Annotated in this window: 19 protein-coding genes; 9 read left to right on the top strand and 10 right to left on the bottom strand. The window is 36.3% G+C overall.

Translation table 11 applies throughout. From position 1 onward, the window contains the following. The first annotated feature begins 6 nt into the window (after positions 1-6). From LY11_RS03405 to LY11_RS03380, 6 genes are read left to right on the top strand one after another with little or no spacing between them, the layout of a single operon-like run. A complete protein-coding gene (locus tag LY11_RS03405) occupies positions 7-1,395 on the top strand; it encodes a RagB/SusD family nutrient uptake outer membrane protein (RefSeq protein ID WP_111632337.1) in 1,389 nt (462 codons plus the stop codon). Between the two features lie 42 nt (positions 1,396-1,437). After that, positions 1,438-2,628: an NHL domain-containing protein gene (locus LY11_RS03400; RefSeq protein WP_111632336.1), complete on the top strand. Its 1,191-nt coding sequence runs from the start codon at positions 1,438-1,440 to the stop codon at positions 2,626-2,628. A 48-nt stretch (positions 2,629-2,676) separates the two neighbouring features. After that, the gene (locus LY11_RS03395) at positions 2,677-3,210 is read left to right on the top strand and encodes a hypothetical protein (RefSeq protein ID WP_111632335.1); all 534 of its coding nucleotides are present in this window, start codon (positions 2,677-2,679) and stop codon (positions 3,208-3,210) included. A gap of 3 nt (positions 3,211-3,213) precedes the next feature. Beyond that, positions 3,214-4,056 carry a hypothetical protein gene (locus LY11_RS03390; protein WP_111632334.1) on the top strand — a complete coding sequence of 281 codons (843 nt, stop codon included), beginning with the start codon at positions 3,214-3,216 and terminating at the stop codon, positions 4,054-4,056. Continuing rightward, positions 4,056-5,894 carry an FKBP-type peptidyl-prolyl cis-trans isomerase gene (locus tag LY11_RS03385; RefSeq protein WP_111632333.1) on the top strand — a complete coding sequence of 613 codons (1,839 nt, stop codon included), beginning with the start codon at positions 4,056-4,058 and terminating at the stop codon, positions 5,892-5,894. Before LY11_RS03390 ends, LY11_RS03385 begins: the two co-directional genes overlap by 1 nt. A 2-nt stretch (positions 5,895-5,896) precedes the next feature. Continuing rightward, positions 5,897-7,336 (top strand): S8 family serine peptidase, encoded by a 1,440-nt coding sequence (locus LY11_RS03380; protein WP_111632332.1) that lies wholly within the window; start codon positions 5,897-5,899, stop codon positions 7,334-7,336. A 1,020-nt stretch (positions 7,337-8,356) separates the two neighbouring features. Here the strand turns inward: LY11_RS03380 and LY11_RS03365 are convergent. From LY11_RS03365 to LY11_RS03335, 7 genes are all read right to left on the bottom strand, one after another. Beyond that, a complete protein-coding gene (locus tag LY11_RS03365; protein WP_111632329.1) occupies positions 8,357-8,608 on the bottom strand; it encodes a hypothetical protein in 252 nt (83 codons plus the stop codon). A 122-nt stretch (positions 8,609-8,730) separates the two neighbouring features. Beyond that, a complete protein-coding gene (locus tag LY11_RS03360; RefSeq protein WP_111632328.1) occupies positions 8,731-8,982 on the bottom strand; it encodes a hypothetical protein in 252 nt (83 codons plus the stop codon). Between the two features lie 377 nt (positions 8,983-9,359). Continuing rightward, positions 9,360-9,647 (bottom strand): hypothetical protein, encoded by a 288-nt coding sequence (locus LY11_RS03355; protein WP_111632327.1) that lies wholly within the window; start codon positions 9,645-9,647, stop codon positions 9,360-9,362. Between the two features lie 11 nt (positions 9,648-9,658). Then, positions 9,659-10,354 (bottom strand): glycosyltransferase family 2 protein, encoded by a 696-nt coding sequence (locus LY11_RS03350; RefSeq protein ID WP_111632326.1) that lies wholly within the window; start codon positions 10,352-10,354, stop codon positions 9,659-9,661. Continuing rightward, the gene (locus LY11_RS03345; RefSeq protein WP_111632325.1) at positions 10,351-11,016 is read right to left on the bottom strand and encodes a glycosyltransferase family 2 protein; all 666 of its coding nucleotides are present in this window, start codon (positions 11,014-11,016) and stop codon (positions 10,351-10,353) included. Before LY11_RS03345 ends, LY11_RS03350 begins: the two co-directional genes overlap by 4 nt. A 32-nt stretch (positions 11,017-11,048) precedes the next feature. Beyond that, entirely contained in the window at positions 11,049-11,744 is a 696-nt protein-coding gene (locus LY11_RS03340; protein ID WP_111632324.1) for a glycosyltransferase family 2 protein, read from the bottom strand. Positions 11,745-11,764: 20 nt separating this feature from the next. Then, on the bottom strand, positions 11,765-12,022 hold the full coding sequence (locus tag LY11_RS03335) for a hypothetical protein (protein ID WP_111632323.1): 258 nt from the start codon (positions 12,020-12,022) through the stop codon (positions 11,765-11,767). Between the two features lie 132 nt (positions 12,023-12,154). Between LY11_RS03335 and LY11_RS03330 the strand changes: the two genes are divergently transcribed. Beyond that, complete coding sequence (locus LY11_RS03330) at positions 12,155-12,874, top strand: glycosyltransferase family 2 protein (RefSeq protein ID WP_111632322.1); 720 nt, start codon at positions 12,155-12,157, stop codon at positions 12,872-12,874. 6 nt (positions 12,875-12,880) lie between these two features. Here the strand turns inward: LY11_RS03330 and LY11_RS03325 are convergent, their stop codons facing one another. After that, positions 12,881-13,522, bottom strand: coding sequence for a glycosyltransferase family 2 protein (locus tag LY11_RS03325; RefSeq protein WP_111632321.1), 642 nt, complete (start codon positions 13,520-13,522; stop codon positions 12,881-12,883). A 124-nt stretch (positions 13,523-13,646) separates the two neighbouring features. Here LY11_RS03325 and LY11_RS03320 point away from each other — a divergent pair, with 124 nt between their 5' ends. Further along, a complete protein-coding gene (locus LY11_RS03320) occupies positions 13,647-14,357 on the top strand; it encodes a hypothetical protein (RefSeq protein ID WP_146610796.1) in 711 nt (236 codons plus the stop codon). 21 nt (positions 14,358-14,378) lie between these two features. On the opposite strand, the gene LY11_RS03315 is transcribed toward LY11_RS03320, so the two are convergent. Together LY11_RS03315 and LY11_RS03310 are read right to left on the bottom strand one after the other, a co-directional pair. Then, positions 14,379-15,101 carry a glycosyltransferase family 2 protein gene (locus LY11_RS03315; protein ID WP_111632319.1) on the bottom strand — a complete coding sequence of 241 codons (723 nt, stop codon included), beginning with the start codon at positions 15,099-15,101 and terminating at the stop codon, positions 14,379-14,381. Further along, positions 15,098-15,742, bottom strand: coding sequence for a glycosyltransferase family 2 protein (locus LY11_RS03310; RefSeq protein ID WP_111632318.1), 645 nt, complete (start codon positions 15,740-15,742; stop codon positions 15,098-15,100). The genes LY11_RS03315 and LY11_RS03310 overlap by 4 nt, the downstream gene beginning before the upstream one ends. Before the next feature lie 129 nt (positions 15,743-15,871). On the opposite strand from LY11_RS03310, the gene LY11_RS26865 reads away from it, so the two are divergent. Then, on the top strand, positions 15,872-16,729 hold the full coding sequence (locus LY11_RS26865; RefSeq protein WP_211321473.1) for a glycosyltransferase family 10 domain-containing protein: 858 nt from the start codon (positions 15,872-15,874) through the stop codon (positions 16,727-16,729). The last annotated feature ends 109 nt before the right edge of the window (positions 16,730-16,838 follow it).

Raw genomic sequence — 16,838 nt, 5'->3', positions numbered from 1 at the left:
AAGAAAATGAAGATTTATAAATTCTTGTTATCAATTCTTATGCTTAGTTTAATACTGGGCTCCTGTAAAAAGTATCTTGATGTTAAACCTGATAGTACACAAACCAAAGCTGAGACAGCTGAAGATTGCCAGCTACTATTAGATAATTACACGGTAATGAATACGGGATATCCAAGTGATGGAGAGCTCTCTGCCGATGATTATTTTATACAGTCTGTTAATTACAGTAACCTTACTGATCCTATTGACCGGAACTTGTATATCTGGTCTGCTAACACAAGAAGAGCCGTTGCATCGCCGCAGTGGCAGAATCCATACAAAACAGTACTCGAGGCAAACCTGGTCTTGGAAACTGTTCAAAAACTACAGGGCAGCAGTACAGATGTGGCTACCTTAAATGCTTTAAAAGGAGCTGCTTTATTTTACAGAGCCTATGCTTTTTGGAATGTTGCACAGCTATATGCTAAACCTTATACAGCGTCGAGTGCTGGTCAGGACCTAGGTATTCCACTGAAGATGTCTACTGATTTGAATGATAAATCGGTGCGTGGTACAGTTCAGCAAACCTATGACAGGATTGTTCAGGATCTTAAGGATGCATCCAATCTTTTACCTGCAACTTCCAGTGTTCCTACAAGGCCAAATAAGGCGGTGGCGTATGCTATGTTAGCGCGTACTTACTTATCGATGGAAAATTATCCAGATGCTTTAACTGCTGCAAGTTCCGCGTTGCAGTTAAATAGTCAGTTGCTGAATTATAATTCTGATATTAATCCATCTTCTAATACTCCTTTTGCTCCTCGTTTCAATAAAGAGGTAATCTTTCATTCTATTACTTATGGAGGGAAAACTTTAATACCAAATCTTAATACAGCAAGAATTGATTCTAATCTGGTGGCATCTTATGATAGTAATGATTTGAGAGGTCAGGCCTATTTTAAACTGATCGGATCAACTAACACTTATCGTTTTACTGGAAATTACGAAGGTTCATTTTTGGCATCTATTTTCTTTAATGGATTGGCTGTGGATGAATTGTATCTGGTTCGTGCAGAATGTTATGCCAGAGCTAATAAAATAAATGAAGCAATGGCAGATCTCAATACGTTACTTGTGACCAGATGGAAAACTGGTACTTATTTGAATATGACTGCTACTGATGCTACTGATGCTTTAAATAAAGTATTAACAGAGCGGAGAAAAGAGCTTGTTATGCGTGCGCAGCGTTGGACAGATTTACGTCGTTTGAATAAAACTATAGGAACTGCGGAAAATTTAAAAAGAGACCTGGGGAGTCTTGGGGCTTATGAGCTTCCAGCGAATGATTTAAGATATGTTTTATTGATTCCTGATGAAGTGATCACAAATTCGGGTATAGAACAGAACCCTCGCTAAAATGCGTATTTAACCAAATGTAATCATAAATAATAAATTAACATGAAACGATTGATGAGATGGCTTCAATTGCCCGGTATAGGATTAATGGCGATTTTAGCGGCAAGCGGATGCAAAAAAGTAGCACCAGAAATACCAGCACCAAGCCAGAAGTATTATCAAACCTCCGCTTTTGCAGGCGGTGGTGGTCCCTTCGCATACGGTGGTTATCTTAACGGATTGGGGACGAAATCATTATTTAACAATATAGCTGCCGCTGCGGTAGACGGCACTGGAAACGTGTACGCAGTTGATCAGTTTAATTTCCGTATTCGTAAAATTACTCCCGATGGTGTTGTAAGTACTTTTGCTGGCAGTGGAATAAATGGTTATGTTGATGGAACAGGGGCAGCAGTTCAATTTGGTTCTCTTCAAGGTTTAGCAATTGATGCTACTGATAATTTGTATGTAGTTGATTACAGTAATAATGTTATTCGTAAAATTACCCCAACAGGAGTAGTTTCGACCTTTGCGGGAACTGGGCAACCGGGCTATCAGGATGGACCAGTTGCTGCTGCAAAATTTAACTCACCTTTTGGTATAGCGGTCGATAAAACTGGTAGTGTATATGTAGGAGATGGTAGTGCTGTAATAAGGAAAATCTCTACTGCAGGAATAGTAAGTACTTATGCCGGTGTTCTTTATAACACTGCGCGTAACCCCGCTCCGTATGATGGACCTGCTGATCAGCTTAAATTTGGTCCATTTATAAATTCACTTACTACAGATCCTGCCGGAAACGTTTACGCTGTAGATCAGCTTAACAATTATATATATCAGATTACTCCTGATGGACATGCTACAACTTGGGCAGGAAATGGTGCTCTGCCGTCTGCTGATGTAAGTATTTACAAAGATGGGTTTGGGCCATCTGCGTCGTTTAATGGTCCAAGTGGTATCGCTTCTGATGATGCAGGAAACTTGTATATCTCTGATTCACTTAATCAGCGGATCAGAAAAATTTCAACAGATAGAATTGTATCAACTTTGATTGGTAATGGTCAAAAAGGAGAAACTATAGGAAATGGTGCTGATGTTCAGCTTAATACTCCATCATCAGTGGCAAGTAATCATGATGGAAGTATTATCTATTACTCAGAACCAAACAGAGTATGTAAAATAGAGGTTCTAACTACTTCTGATAAGCCGCAAAACAATTGGAATAATCCCCAAACCTGGGGTAATGCTCATTAATTAAAGATCATATAATTATCAATATTTATTCTATAAAAGTTTAGTGAAATGAAAAAAATATATTTGGCAATCACCATTTTTGTAATCACCATCTTAACAGCTAGCGCACAAGGGCAAGAGAAAGTTAAGAAAAGAATAACCTATAGCTTTGGTGCAGATGTAGGAGTGCCAACAGGTTATGTGTCAGCTTATTCGTCATTAGTTGCTGGTGCGTCACTACAGGCAGAATATCCGGTTGTCAAATCGGCAAGTGTTACTGCAAGTGTTGGATATCTTGACTTTGTAGCCAAACGCGGAGGTAAAGGTGTTTCTTTTATACCTGTTTTATTAGGCGCGAAATATTATATAACTCCTAAAATTTATGCCTCAGGTCAGGCAGGTCTTTCATTTTACGGAGGCAGGGAAGATGGTAATGGAGGAGGTAGTGGTGAAAAGTATTTTACTTATGTACCTGGTATTGGTTTTCGGACTTCTAAACGTTTTGATGTATTGTTTAAATATGAAGCTGTATACATTGCATCTTCTGCAAGAACATATTCTTCTGCTGGAGTACGAATCAGTTATAATTTCAACTTAAACTAAAAAATGAAATTAACACACTATATCACCCCCCTTTTACTCCTTTTTTCGATAAGAGCAGCAGCACAAACAGATACTCCTTCTTTTAAATACCGGAAACCTCTTTTTGACTTTGCTTATCAGAAGCCTGTTTTTAAACTAGAGAATGAACAGTTGACCAACAAGAATAAATTTTTGCGTTTTTCTGTAGTTACAGGATATAGAGAAGGTGTGCAGCCAATCTCAGGTCAATATGGATCAAATTTTAATTCTTCTATAGATACAGTGACTGGCTTACAGCTGGTCACTATGTATAATTCATCTATTGCAGACATACTCACCTATGGGATGGTCAGACATAACAACATAGTGCTGGAAGTTGATGATCCGTCAAAATATCTTTATGAACCTAAATATGGCGATAAAGAGAGCTGGATTAGGAAAAATACATTTTGTTACGAACTGGGTCTCCCAATCGGTGTAATCAAAGGTCGTACAACATTAGATGAGTATCTTGCCAATGCATTTGGTGTCAAATTCGGTACAGAAAAAAGAATGGTTAAAGTACTTATTCTGGTACGCACATCAAAGGTCGATAAACTTAAATCTGCTGGGAAAGGTGAAGAGAAATATGATTTGAAGGGGTATTTTAATAATACTTCTCTTGATAGGTTAAGTTTACCGATTGCTGAAGCTGGATTACCTCCAATGATAAATGAAACAGGTTATAATAATACTGTAGATCTGGATCTTAAGATAGATTCATGGTCAAATCTTCTTGATTTGCGTAAAGAATTACATCGGTATGATCTCGATCTGATCGATGGAATGCGCGAATTGGAAATGTTTGTTATAAAAAAAAATAACTAATGAAGTTAATAAAGATAATAGCCATACAGTTGTTTCTGACGGTTTTCAATTCGAATGCACAACAAACTTATGCTGTGCCGGATCAAAAAAAATCCAATCTTCCAAATCTATCTATTGGAGACTCTTTGCCTGATTTTGCCATAGCAAAGATCATCAATGCAAATCAAAGTGCAGCAAATACAGCGGATTATAAGAGTCAGTTGTTAATCATAGATTTTTGGTCAACTAGTTGTTCTGGTTGTGTAGAGGCGCTTCCTAAAATGGATACTTTACAAAAGAAATTTGGTTCTAAAATAAAGATTCTGCCGGTGACATATGAAAAAGAGGATAATGTAATTGTTTTCTGGAAGAATAATAAAAACACTAAAAACCTGGCATTACCCTCAGTAACAGAAGATAAGATTTTTGCTGCTTACTTTAAACATCGGACTATCCCACATGAAGTTTGGATTTACAAGGGTAAAGTGGTAGGGATCACTTCTTCAGATTTCGTGGATGTGGACAACATCCAAACAGTGCTTAACGGCAAGCAAATTAACTGGCCGGTAAAAAATGATTTTTATACTTTTGATGCAACCAAACATTTACTATTTGTACCTGATCCAAATCAGTTAGATACAGCGTCAACATTTATGAAGTATGCAGCCATATCGGATTATAAAGCAGCTGTTAATGCAGAAGGATTTGGTGAATCTGGTATAATAAGAGATGCACGCAAAAAAACTATCAGGGCTTTTTTCTTAAATCATGCTATTTATAATGCTTACCTGATTAATTGGAACTATTTAATTAAATCAACTGATTTAGTCAAGCCAACTTCTACATTGATGCCGAACCAAATCGTATGGGAAGTCCTGGATAAATCTAAATATATCTTTGTTGAAGGTTCTGGTGCGCAGCAAAGTTGGTTAACAAAAAATGGTATCTGCTTCGAATCTATAAATCCTGATACCGGGCAGACAGATGCCGAAGTCCATAAGTCAATTATAAAAGATTTAGATCGCCTCCTTGGTTTACATGCTCGTTGGGAGAAGCGGAAAGAAAAGGTTCTTATTTTGGTCCGAACCAATAAAAATATATTGTTAAAAAGTAAACAAGAACTAACATCTCAATATGATGATCGTTTAATCATTAAAGGATCTTTACATCAGTTCAAAGATTTACCATTGGGTAGTTTAATCACTCAGATGAATCGGCGAGCTGATAATCCATATGTTTTCGATGAAACCGATTTTACAGGGAATTTAGATATGGATTTAAATTTTTCTTCGTGGACCGACATCTCCGGAATACAGAAGGCATTAAAACCTTATGGTTTGGATTTAAAAGAAGAAGAAAGATTGGTAGATAAATTTGTATTCACTGAAGTTGAGGGAGGAGGGATACCTAACAATAAATTAATTACAGAAGCAAACACGAAAAGAGAAGCGCAAAAGGATATGAAAGGGCCATCACCCGAAGAAAATAATCTTTTTTTGATGATGAATAAGAAAAAGCCCGGTGTAGTAACATTACCTTCTGGCTTGCAGTATAAGATTATCTTTCAGGGGAAAGGAATTAAGCCTGGTTTAACAGACAAAGTTAGTGTAAACTACACAGGCACATTAGTTAATGGAAAGATTTTCGGCAGTTCTTCTGAGAATGGGTTGCCGTATGTGTTATATGTCGATAAACTTATGAAAGGCTGGACGGAAGCTTTACAACTAATGTCGGTTGGATCTAAATGGGTAATTTATATTCCTGCAAATCTTGCTTATGGAAAGGGAAGCAATTCTGGGCAGATTCCACCAAATAGTACATTGATTTTCGAAATAGAATTACTGCAAATTATAAAGTAAAGATGAGAATCCAGAATATAAAAATTATTTGCTTTAACAGGGTAGTAATAATTATAATACTATCGACAAATCTTTTATTTGCCCAAACTGGAGAAAAAGTCAAAGGCAATTGGCAAAATCTGGATCTGAAAACTGATAGTGTATTTGGAATCAGCATGGAAAAGGCATATACAGCATTGCTAGCTGGGAAAAAAGCAACACCTGTGATAGTCGCAATAATTGATGGAGGGGTGGATATAAATCATGAAGACCTCAAATCTGTGATTTGGACAAACCCTGGTGAAATTCCTTTCAATAAAAAAGATGATGACAAAAATGGTTTTATCGATGACTTACATGGATGGAATTTCTATAGTGCAGGAATAAAGGAAGATGAAAAAGCCGAGATATCCTTGATAAACAAAAAAATGAAAGTGGTAGAGGCAGATCAAAAAATATTGGATCAGGTTCTGAAAAAGATGGGTAAGTCTGCCTCGATTATTGATGATTTTAAAAATTACACTCCAGAAAGTGCAGAGGAACTAAAAATGCAGTCTACAATAATATCCGGATTGAAACACTACCCGAGCTTTGTAAACTACAAAAAAATCGGTTTGAAAAGAGCAATGAGTTACTATAATATGCAGCTTGCCTATTATGAAAAACGTGATTTTGAAACATTGATGGGCGGCCCCTCAACTTACCATGGCACCCATATTGCAGGTATTATTGCAGCTGTTCGTGACAATAATATAGGTATAAAGGGAGTAGCTGATCATACACAAATAATGGTACTCAGAGCTATACCCGGACTTGATCCTATGAGTGGAGTTGTGGGTCAATTGTCTTTTAGTCAGCAAGATGATATAAGTCAGGATGAAAAGACATTGGCTATTGCAGAGGCAATACGTTACGCTGCCGATAATGGTGCGAAAGTAATCAATATGAGTTTTGGCCAACCTTGGGCTAAGCCGTCAGTTAAAGTTGATGAAGCGATTAAATATGCAGTAAGTAAAGATGTTTTAATCATTCATGCATCGGGTAACGAAGGACAAGACCTTGATCAAATGACTATTTATCCCGATCGCAAGACTCCAGAAGGACAGACTATAGCAGCTAATTGGATAGAAGTAGGAGCTTCGGGATGGAAAAATGATAAAGATATAGCCGGTGTATTTTCTAATTACGGTAAGCATAGTGTAGACGTATATGCGCCCGGTATAGAGATTACTTCTACGACTCCCCGTTCAGCATATCTTGATGATACAGGTACAAGTATGGCTGCACCTGTAGTTACAGGGCTGGCTGCTGTTATTAGAGAATACTGTCCCAAATTATCTGCAGCACAAGTGAAAATAATGATCATGAGATCTGTTGCAGAAACGTATGGGCTAAAGGATAAATGTATTTCAGGTGGAGTAATCAATGCTTATAATGCTTTCAAACTAGCTAAATTTGAATAATAATACAATGAAGCATAATAATAAGTCCATTGTATTATATTGAAAATGATTTTATAACTAACAATTTTTTCCATAGACATATATTTTAATCCCCGCAGGTTCGGCTGGTTGTGCAACAGGTAACACCATCATATTAATGATATATGATCTTATATTACCAGATAATACTGATGGGGAATTTCCAGTACCCGTTGCGTAGATTGCACAGATTTTGCATCCGTGCAAACAAGCAGGCTTGATAAATGTAAAATTATAACTATTAGTTAAAAATGGATTTCCCATTCCATCATAAGCGTACCATGATCTTGCCATAATATATGATTCTTTTATATATCAAAAAGAGATCGAAAAACTTTATTTTGGACTCAATGTTTTTAAGGTTTGAATCTCTCCTTTGTAATCAATCGTCAGACTGTATTCTGTTAATAAGAGTTAGCAGCCTGTTTTTCCATAAACATACCGTTTAATGGTTATTACTCCATTGGGTTGCGAAACTTGATTCGCAAGAAGATTGTTAATGTATGTTCTGATATTATTTGATAATACTGTTGGAGTTATCCCTGTACCTGTTGCAAAAATAGCGCAAATAGCGCAACCGTTTACACAGTTGGCGTTAGGTTTGTCAAGCATTAGGTTATAACTTGCAGATACTATAGGATCACCAATTCCATTATATGCATACCATGATCTTGCCATAATAAATGATTCTTTTGTATATCAAAAAGAGATCAGAAAACTTTAATTGCATGCCTACTCTTTTTACGGTTTTCGGCATCTCCCGGATTTGACTTCAAAATCGGTAGTGTGTTTTTAGTCTAACAGATATTTAGAAATTTGATATGTTTCTTTTATCATTAATATTGATATCCAGATAGCTAAATTGGTTATAGAATCCAATATGTAACAAGGAGCTTTGTGGCTTCATAATTTTGAAGCTCATAAATGTAATATTGTGTTTTAATGGAGTTAAATTATCCAGGGAACCATTTTGGTTCCCTGGATAACTAAATATTAGATCAATTAAGCTTTACCGTAGGCGTATTTTTTAACAAGCGAACTTCCGTCAGGTCTAGCTGTCAGTGTTAATTGAACGTCAGCGATATAACCTCTTAGATTAGCAGATATTACTGTTGGATTTACTCCAGTTCCTGTTGCATAAATCGCACAAAGTCTACCACCGGTAATACAAGCCGGTTTAGAAAAAGCGAAATTGTAACTTGAAAGTGTTACAGGGTCACCAACTCCGTTATATGCATACCATGATCTTGCCATAATAAATGATTCTTTTGTATATCAAAAAGAGATCAAAAAACTTTATTTTATGCCTACTCTTTTTAAGGTTTTCGGCTTGCCCTTGTTCTCATTTAACAGAATGCCTGATTTTATAAAGCCAATTAAGCTTTACCGTAGGCGTATTTTTTAATAGCTGCACTTCCATCAGGTCTTGCTACCAGTGTTAATTGAACGTCAGCAATATAACCTCTTAGATTAGCAGATATTACTGATGGATTTACTCCAGTTCCTGTTGCATAAATCGCACAAAGTCTACCACCGCTAATACAAGCCGGTTTAGAAAAAGCGAAATTGTAACTTGAAAGTGTTACAGGGTCACCAACTCCGTTATATGCATACCATGATCTTGCCATAATAAATGATTCTTTTGTATATCAAAAAGAGATCAAAAAACTTTATTTCATGCCTACTCTTTTTAAGGTTTTCGGCTTCCCCATGATTAATCATTGCATATAAGTCAGATTGTATAATTATTTGGATCAATGCCTTTATTGCTGCAGACAATCAAAAGCTTTTTCTAAATTTAATTTATACTTGCTTTATCTTTCGGGTGATAAGCAATTACTTCTATCAATGATTTCATATTACTAATTTACGAAGATGAGTATCGCTTTGCTAGGGTCAGTAGTCCCCATCTTTTATTCTCTGCAATTTTTTTTGAATAAAAGACCCCTTTTGATTAAGGGGTTTTTTATTCGTAATTAAGCTCACATTATTACATGTGAGACTATTATAAAATATCTCCGGCAGGCTTAGCAGACATCCTTACTTCTAATGGAACAGGTGGAAAATTGGAAAAGGGCTGACCTTTGCTTTTAGCTAGTGCACGAATAATATAAATCAGCAGTCCCGGAGTACCTTCAATATCAGGTCTGCGTTCAGGATCATCAGGTATCTCATCTGCAAAAATGGCACTTAAATAAGGTCCATCTGCTGTTTCTGGTATTTTGTCTAATATAATATAACTATCTGGATCACAAATGTCCATTTCATTGTTAATAAATTGATACCAAGGCATAGAATAATTTTTTAATAGTAATACCTACTCTTTTTAGGGTTTTCGGTTTTCCCCTCATATTGAACTTCCATCCAGTTACTTGCATATTCTCTTTTATGTCGCGGATCTTCAAAAGGTTTTAAAGTCGTGTTTGAATTATGTAAAGTGGCAATGAAACCATCAGAATAATCATGTGCATAAATTCTGGCACCGGTATTCCAGGAATAATCATAATCTTCTCCAATCTGTAAATCCTTAAATGGATGCGTTTGCCAGAAAGATTTTTTGTAAGCCATTGTTGCTCCAGCAAGCCATGGATGCTCAAGGCGATCCCCATCATATTTCCAGAATTTACCGGCTCTTGGAGAGAAGAAGATAATCTTTGCCAAACCTGATATATCTGCTTTAGATTCATTCAAGAAATTAACTGATTTGCTGATCCAATCGTAAGCATACCAGTCATCATCATCCCAATGCATAATGATTTCTCCCCCGGCCTTTTCACAAGCAAAATTTCTTTTTACCCCGATACTACCTAGAGGATCAGTATAAAAATATTTAATTCGATAATGATCGGGTAATAAAGACCTCACTGATTTTTTTCCATCATCTATAATGATCAGCTCTGCATTTCTAAAATCCTGGTTTAGAAAATGATCTACTGCTAATGCGACAAAATTGGGTCGGTTGGCAGTTGGCATAATACAGGATACCAAGGGCGTGTTCATGATTCCTTTTCTTCTTCAGGTTCATCCCAGCTGGTTGCGTGCTTTTTGTGTTTGGGATTCTCAATAGGTTTTATACTTGTATTGTGCGCGTGTAAGATGGCTACAAACCCCTCCAGATAGTCCAATGCGAAGATTTTGGCTCCAGAATTCCAGACAAAATCGTAGTCTTCACCAACTTGGAGATCAATGAAAGGATGTTGTTGCCAAAAAGATTTTCTATAAGTCATTGTGGCACCACATAACCATGGTTTGTCTAATTCTGAATCTTCATACATCCAGCGTTTATCAACAGATGGAGAATAAAAAATCACACGGTTCAAGCCTGCTATATCAGCTCCCGAAGTCAGCAACGCATCTGTTATCTTACTAATCCAGCTGGGTGCATAATAGTCATCGTCATCCCAGTGCATAATGATTTCGCCCTCTGCTTTCTCACAAGCATAGTTACGCTTAATACCAATAGTTCCTAAAGGTTCCGTATAATAGTATTTAATTTTTGGATGGTCCGGTATCAACGAGGCAATGGAGTTGATTCCATCATCTACAATCACGAGTTCCGCATTGGGATAATCCTGTTTCAAAAAATAATCGATAGCAAAAGGGATGAATTTTTGTCTGTTTGCTGTAGGCATTATACAGGACACAAGAGGTAAGTTTATCATAAGATTGTTTTTTAAGAATTAAGCGTAATTTGTCAGTTATTTATCATTTTGATTATGTCGGCTGTTATTTCTTCATCCAGCAACAGACTCTTATTCATGAAATATTCAAAATGTTTATAGTTCCATGAATTTGTTCCATGATAGATATAAACATATAAGAAAGGAACACCTTCTATTTGATGTAAAAGCTTTCTGCCTGACAAAAATGTAATGACATGTGTGTCTTCTCCGAGATTGGCATTTGCATACTGATTTTGTAGCAATATTTCCTTCCTGCATAATATGGTTCCATCCCAGGTATATGAAAAAGATTGATAAGCTTTTTTTGTAGTTGCATCATAGAGTAAAATCTGTGACAGTACACTTGCCTGATAGCGTTGTCCAATAATTTGCATGCTGTTGAATTGATAAGTCAATCTGCTGGGATGATACCAATCATCATCATCCCATATACAAACATAATCTCCAGAGCATTTAGCAATCAAATGGTTTCTGGCATTGCCCAAAGATTCATCTGCCGGACGTTCTATTAACATAATCTTCCAGCTTTCATCTTTTCGTACGTTTTCAACTACCTCTTTACTAGACAAATCATTTTTAGGATAAGAAATTACTAACTCCTTGTTCGGGTAATTTTGTGCAACAAAACAAGAAATTGCTACGCTGAGCTGTGCAGGCCTGTTACTCGTAATGCATATACAGGAAATTAAAGGATAGGACTGATTCATAAGAAAGTATTAAGTCAAGTTTAAGGAAGCCTCAAGTACACATGTTTTTTACTGTCTATAGGAGTTTCTGGTTGTAATTGACCAGTTATAAGAGCATTCTTAATATATTCTTGAATATTTGGAGAAAGAGGGACATCTGGAGTAATACCCACACCTTTTGCATAAATCGCGCAAATCTGAGTTCCACATAAACAGGAATGCTTAACTGATGCTTTCCAATATCTCTCGATGTCAGTCGGGTCGCCGCCCGGTATAAACGCATACCATGATCTTGCCATAATGAATTTTTTAATGTTTAGGCTAAAATTACATGAATCAGCATGGAGGTAATAGGGTCAAATGTCCCAAAAGTTTAATCTGTTATATGACATTTTGATTTCTTTGTAACTTGTCGGAAATAGATTTAAACGATGAAAGAAAAAGTAGAAATTGACATCATTATTTTGAGTTACGCCCAAACAGATGAATTAAAAAAGGTTACTATAGACTGTGTTAATTCATTGATGAAATCTGAAGATCCTGAGGAAATCAAGTTTAACGTCATTGTAGTCGAATCGGAGAAATCAATTAAACCCTTTCAGTATGAAAATACACAAACCATTTATCCGGACCAGGAATTTGGTTACCACAATTACATGAACATTGGAATTGAAATGACTTCAGCTCCATATCTTTGTCTTTGCAATAATGATCTGATTTTTCATCCCCAGTGGGCAACAGAAATTCTTATACCTTTTAACCAGTTTACAGATCTTTCCAGCGCTTCTCCATTTTGTACACTCCACCATCCAAAAATGGGATTTAAAAAGAATGATGGCCCAAAGCTAGGCTATCGAATCAGAAATGAAGTTGCAGGTTGGTGCCTTTTTCTTAAACGTGATGTATTACGTCTTACGGGGAAACCAGATCGGAATTATAAATTCTGGTGTGCAGATAACGATTATTCCAATACCCTTTGGGTGTTGAAGTTGAACCACATGTTAGTTACTTCTTCATTTGTAGATCATCTGGAAAACAAAACGTTGAATAGCCAAACTATAGAAAGGCAGGATGAACTTACAGAAAAGGAAACTGTTTATTTTGATAAAAAGTGGAAATACAGGACAGGTCAAGACTGGGTTTTATTATAACCCAGTCTAAGGTACTTTATGTTTAGGGTTTTCAAAATACTTAACTGTAGTATTACGCGGATGTAAAACAGCAACAAACCCGTCAATATAATCATGTGCAAAAACTACAGCTCCTGGTTTAGAGATAAAATTATCATCTTCTCCAGTTTGCACATCTGTGAACGGATTAGTCTCCCAAAAAGATTTTCTATAGGCTAAAGTTGCTCCGCTTAGCCATTGACTTGGATTTGATGGATTATTTCTATTCATCGCAGTCCCCATCCATAAGGTGTCTGTTACCGGTGAGAAGAAATGGATATGTTCAATCCCACAAATATCTGCTCCTGATGTTATCAAATAATCATATTGTTTACTAATCCAGTCCGGAGCATAAAAGTCATCGTCATCCCAGTGCATGATAATTTCTCCCTTTGCCATGGTACAGGCGAAATTCCTTTTAGCTCCAATAGTTCCTAAAGGTTTAGTATAGAGATATTTGATACGGGAATCATTTGGAATCAGGGGTGCTATAGATTCTTTCCCATCATCAATAATGACTAACTCTGCGTTAATATAATCCTGATTTAAAAAATGATTTAAGGCAAGAGGAATATATTTCTGCCTGTTCGCAGTAGGCATAATACAAGATACTAGTGGTTGGTTTGTCATATGTTTAATTTATATATGCCTAATTTAACAACGTTTAAGTACCGGGGATAGGGTCAAAAGTCCCCAAAATCACTATGACCATACTTGATTTTCTATTTTTTGTAACTTGTTAAAAATGATTTATATGAAAATACATTTAATCAGTTATGGGGATGCCGAATATGCGTCGCAAAGAGATTTTTTTAAAGAAACAGCATTAGCATCACATTTTTTTGATCAGGTGACAGTCTTTACTCCTGAGGATATTGACCCTGCATTTAGTACGTATTTTGAAGACACCCTGAGTTATCGCAAAGGAGGAGGATTTTGGATCTGGAAACCTTATTTCGTTCAGAAGACATTAGAATCGATGGAGGAGAATGACATCCTGATTTATTGTGATGCTGGCTGTATGATTAATAATAAAGGAGAAAAGCGATTTAAAGAATATATCGAACTATTGAACCAATCAAAAACCGGATGTCTCAGTTTTGAACTGCCACACAAAGAAATCGAATATACTAAGCAAGAAGTATTTGATTATTTCAAAACCTCAGAAGCGGTAATCAGATCAAATCAGCTGGTAGCTGGTGTACTTTTGCTAAGAAAATGTGCCCACACCACTTTATTAGTTAATAAATGGTATGGTGCTTTGTGTGAAAATCCTTTATTATTTACTGATGATAAAGATAAAAATGCTCAGCATAGCGAATTTATCGATCATCGTCATGATCAAAGTATATTCAGCGTATTACGAAAAACCTATCAATCAGGAATTATTCCCGATGAAACCTATTTTCTTGATTTTGTCAGGGATGGCCAGCCTTATCCAATCTGGGCAGCCCGGTTGAAATGATAAAGCTGGCACCATCAATAATCAGGAGGGTAATACCTCCACTTTAATGTCCATAAGATTACGCATCCAATTCGTAGTTTCCTGATCCAGCGTTTCACTTTTCTTTAAATAATAAGAAAAATGGAAATAATTAAGGGTGTTGCTACCGTGATAAACATAAAGATATAGAAAAGCACTATCGGAGATATAATGCAAGAGTTTTCTGGATTCCAGGTACTTGACAATGTGCGAGTCTTCAGCAACATTAGTATTTGTAAATGGATGTTGCAAAATATGGTCCTTTCTGCATAATAGACTTCCACACCAAAGATAGGGGAAAGATAGATAGCCCTGCTGAGTTGTGACATCAAATAACATCACACGTGTCATTATACTAGCTTCACGGAACTGCCCATTAATCCGCATTGTATTGTATTGATGCGCAAGTCTTTGATAGTGATACCAATCATCGTCATCCCATAAACAAATATAATCTCCATTACAATTTGCAATTGCATTATTTCTTGCCGAACCTAATGATTCATTTCCTTCACGTTCTACCCGTACAATTCTCAAATCTGATAGCTCAAGTATACTATCTATTAAAAGTTTCGTTTCCAAATCCTGTTTTGGATAAGAAATAACCAACTCTCTATTAGGATAATTCTGTGTATCAAAACTAACAATTGCCTTAAGCAATAACGTCGGCCTGTTCTGCGTAATACAGATACAGGAAATCAGCGGATGTGATAATTTTACTTTCATGACTTTAGCGATTTGTGTTTAGGATTTTCAAAACTTCTCACTACAGTATTATGGGGATGTAATAACGCAACAAACCCATCATTATAATCATGTATAAATAGCTTGCCGCCAGAATTCTGAATAAAATCATCGTCCTCACCTGTCTGTAAATCTTTAAAAGGATGCGCCTTCCAGAATGATTTCCAATAAGCCAATGTTCCCCCGGCCACCCAATTCATTGGGTTTGGAATACCTTTATACTCCCTTACCACGGTATAAATCTTATCCAGAATAACCGAATAATAATGGATATGCTGTATACCGCACATATCTGCCTCAGAAGCTAATAGAAAATTAACCTGTTGTCTAAGCCAATCATGCGCATACCAATCATCATCATCCAGGTGCATAATGATCTCGCCCCTGGTAAGTTCACAAGCATAATTACGCTTTAATCCTACTGTTCCAATTGGATCATCTACATAATAATACCTGATACTTGGATGTTTAGGTATTAAATGAGCTACAGACTTCTTTCCATCATCTACAATAATCAGTTCCTTATTTCGATAAGTCTGATTTAAAAAATATGCAATAGCAAAAGGAATGAACTTTTCTCTGTTTGCAGTGGGCATAATACAGGATACCATTGGTGAATTCATAATACTGTCTTTTAATCACAATTTAGAAAGGATTCACGCTTGATGATAGGGCCAAAAGTCCCATAATCCTATGTGTAGCACGATTCAACCAGCTAATTTTTAACTTAGAAATAAGTAAAATTATAAACGATGAAGATTAAATTTTTTTCTGACTACGAGGTTTCTGAAAACCTGTTGATAAGATTCAAAGCAAATTATAAGGTTGATGATGAGGTTTTAACCTTTACAACGGCCGATGATTACGACTATGCCGTTGTATTTAACAGAGCGAATGACCCTCTGAAACCCGGGGCCAAAGTTATTACTGTGATTCAGGAACCTTCCTGGAGCGATGCGCACCAAAACAAATTCTATTTAACCAATAGTGATTATATCCTGGTACATGATCCGGAGCTGTTTGAAAAAAACAATAATGTGAAACTAGGAGGGAAGATCATTGAAACTCCCGCTTTTATGTTTTACCATGATCATGTAGACCATTCTTTTTACGATCACACAGAACAAATCAAGAAAGAGAAAAAGCTCTCTATGATTGTATCTGGCCTATATTTTAATATTGCCAATTATCACAAAAGAATAGATGTATTAGTTAAAATCTTAGAATCAGATTTGGATATTGATATTTATGGCCGTGGTCTGACTATCCAGGACCCAAGGTATAAGGGAGATTTGAAATACAAATACACCGGTTTGTTACCTTATGAATATTCTATAGCTATAGAAAACTCAAATGAGAAGAACTATATCACAGAAAAATTTGTAGACTGCGTTTTATGCAATACTACACCCATTTACAATGGAGCACCGAACCTTGCAGAAGTATATGACCAGCGTTACTACAGGACGATAAGTCTGGATAGTCCTCATATCGTTCAGGATCTTAAGGAAATAATCGTTCATCCTGCACCAGGTTCAGTAATAAATAAAGACATCTACTTTGAAAAATATAACCTGTACACCAAATTGAAAGAAATTATATACGGTTAATAACCTGTATATATAGAATGCGGATTTACCTTTCGGTGTGGTTCAGGCCGCGTTCCTGTCCGATATAAAAATACAAATATGTCAGCGACTATCGCCGACATTAAGACGA

Origin of the sequence: Pedobacter cryoconitis (assembly GCF_003259615.1) — a bacterium.
GTDB classification, from domain to species: domain Bacteria; phylum Bacteroidota; class Bacteroidia; order Sphingobacteriales; family Sphingobacteriaceae; genus Pedobacter; species Pedobacter cryoconitis.
The sequence above is the reverse complement of the archived record's forward strand: the minus strand, read 5'-3'. Positions and strand labels throughout refer to the sequence as shown.

Bases quoted from the DNA above. Each gene is read 5' to 3' on its own strand.
- LY11_RS03405 (WP_111632337.1), top strand. From the start codon at position 7: ATGAAGATTTATAAATTCTTGTTATCAATTCTTATGCTTAGTTTAATA.
- LY11_RS03400 (WP_111632336.1), top strand. From the start codon at position 1,438: ATGAAACGATTGATGAGATGGCTTCAATTGCCCGGTATAGGATTAATG.
- LY11_RS03395 (WP_111632335.1), top strand. From the start codon at position 2,677: ATGAAAAAAATATATTTGGCAATCACCATTTTTGTAATCACCATCTTA.
- LY11_RS03390 (WP_111632334.1), top strand. From the start codon at position 3,214: ATGAAATTAACACACTATATCACCCCCCTTTTACTCCTTTTTTCGATA.
- LY11_RS03385 (WP_111632333.1), top strand. From the start codon at position 4,056: ATGAAGTTAATAAAGATAATAGCCATACAGTTGTTTCTGACGGTTTTC.
- LY11_RS03380 (WP_111632332.1), top strand. From the start codon at position 5,897: ATGAGAATCCAGAATATAAAAATTATTTGCTTTAACAGGGTAGTAATA.
- LY11_RS03365 (WP_111632329.1), bottom strand. From the start codon at position 8,608: ATGGCAAGATCATGGTATGCATATAACGGAGTTGGTGACCCTGTAACA.
- LY11_RS03360 (WP_111632328.1), bottom strand. From the start codon at position 8,982: ATGGCAAGATCATGGTATGCATATAACGGAGTTGGTGACCCTGTAACA.
- LY11_RS03355 (WP_111632327.1), bottom strand. From the start codon at position 9,647: ATGCCTTGGTATCAATTTATTAACAATGAAATGGACATTTGTGATCCA.
- LY11_RS03350 (WP_111632326.1), bottom strand. From the start codon at position 10,354: ATGAACACGCCCTTGGTATCCTGTATTATGCCAACTGCCAACCGACCC.
- LY11_RS03345 (WP_111632325.1), bottom strand. From the start codon at position 11,016: ATGATAAACTTACCTCTTGTGTCCTGTATAATGCCTACAGCAAACAGA.
- LY11_RS03340 (WP_111632324.1), bottom strand. From the start codon at position 11,744: ATGAATCAGTCCTATCCTTTAATTTCCTGTATATGCATTACGAGTAAC.
- LY11_RS03335 (WP_111632323.1), bottom strand. From the start codon at position 12,022: ATGGCAAGATCATGGTATGCGTTTATACCGGGCGGCGACCCGACTGAC.
- LY11_RS03330 (WP_111632322.1), top strand. From the start codon at position 12,155: ATGAAAGAAAAAGTAGAAATTGACATCATTATTTTGAGTTACGCCCAA.
- LY11_RS03325 (WP_111632321.1), bottom strand. From the start codon at position 13,522: ATGACAAACCAACCACTAGTATCTTGTATTATGCCTACTGCGAACAGG.
- LY11_RS03320 (WP_146610796.1), top strand. From the start codon at position 13,647: ATGAAAATACATTTAATCAGTTATGGGGATGCCGAATATGCGTCGCAA.
- LY11_RS03315 (WP_111632319.1), bottom strand. From the start codon at position 15,101: ATGAAAGTAAAATTATCACATCCGCTGATTTCCTGTATCTGTATTACG.
- LY11_RS03310 (WP_111632318.1), bottom strand. From the start codon at position 15,742: ATGAATTCACCAATGGTATCCTGTATTATGCCCACTGCAAACAGAGAA.
- LY11_RS26865 (WP_211321473.1), top strand. From the start codon at position 15,872: ATGAAGATTAAATTTTTTTCTGACTACGAGGTTTCTGAAAACCTGTTG.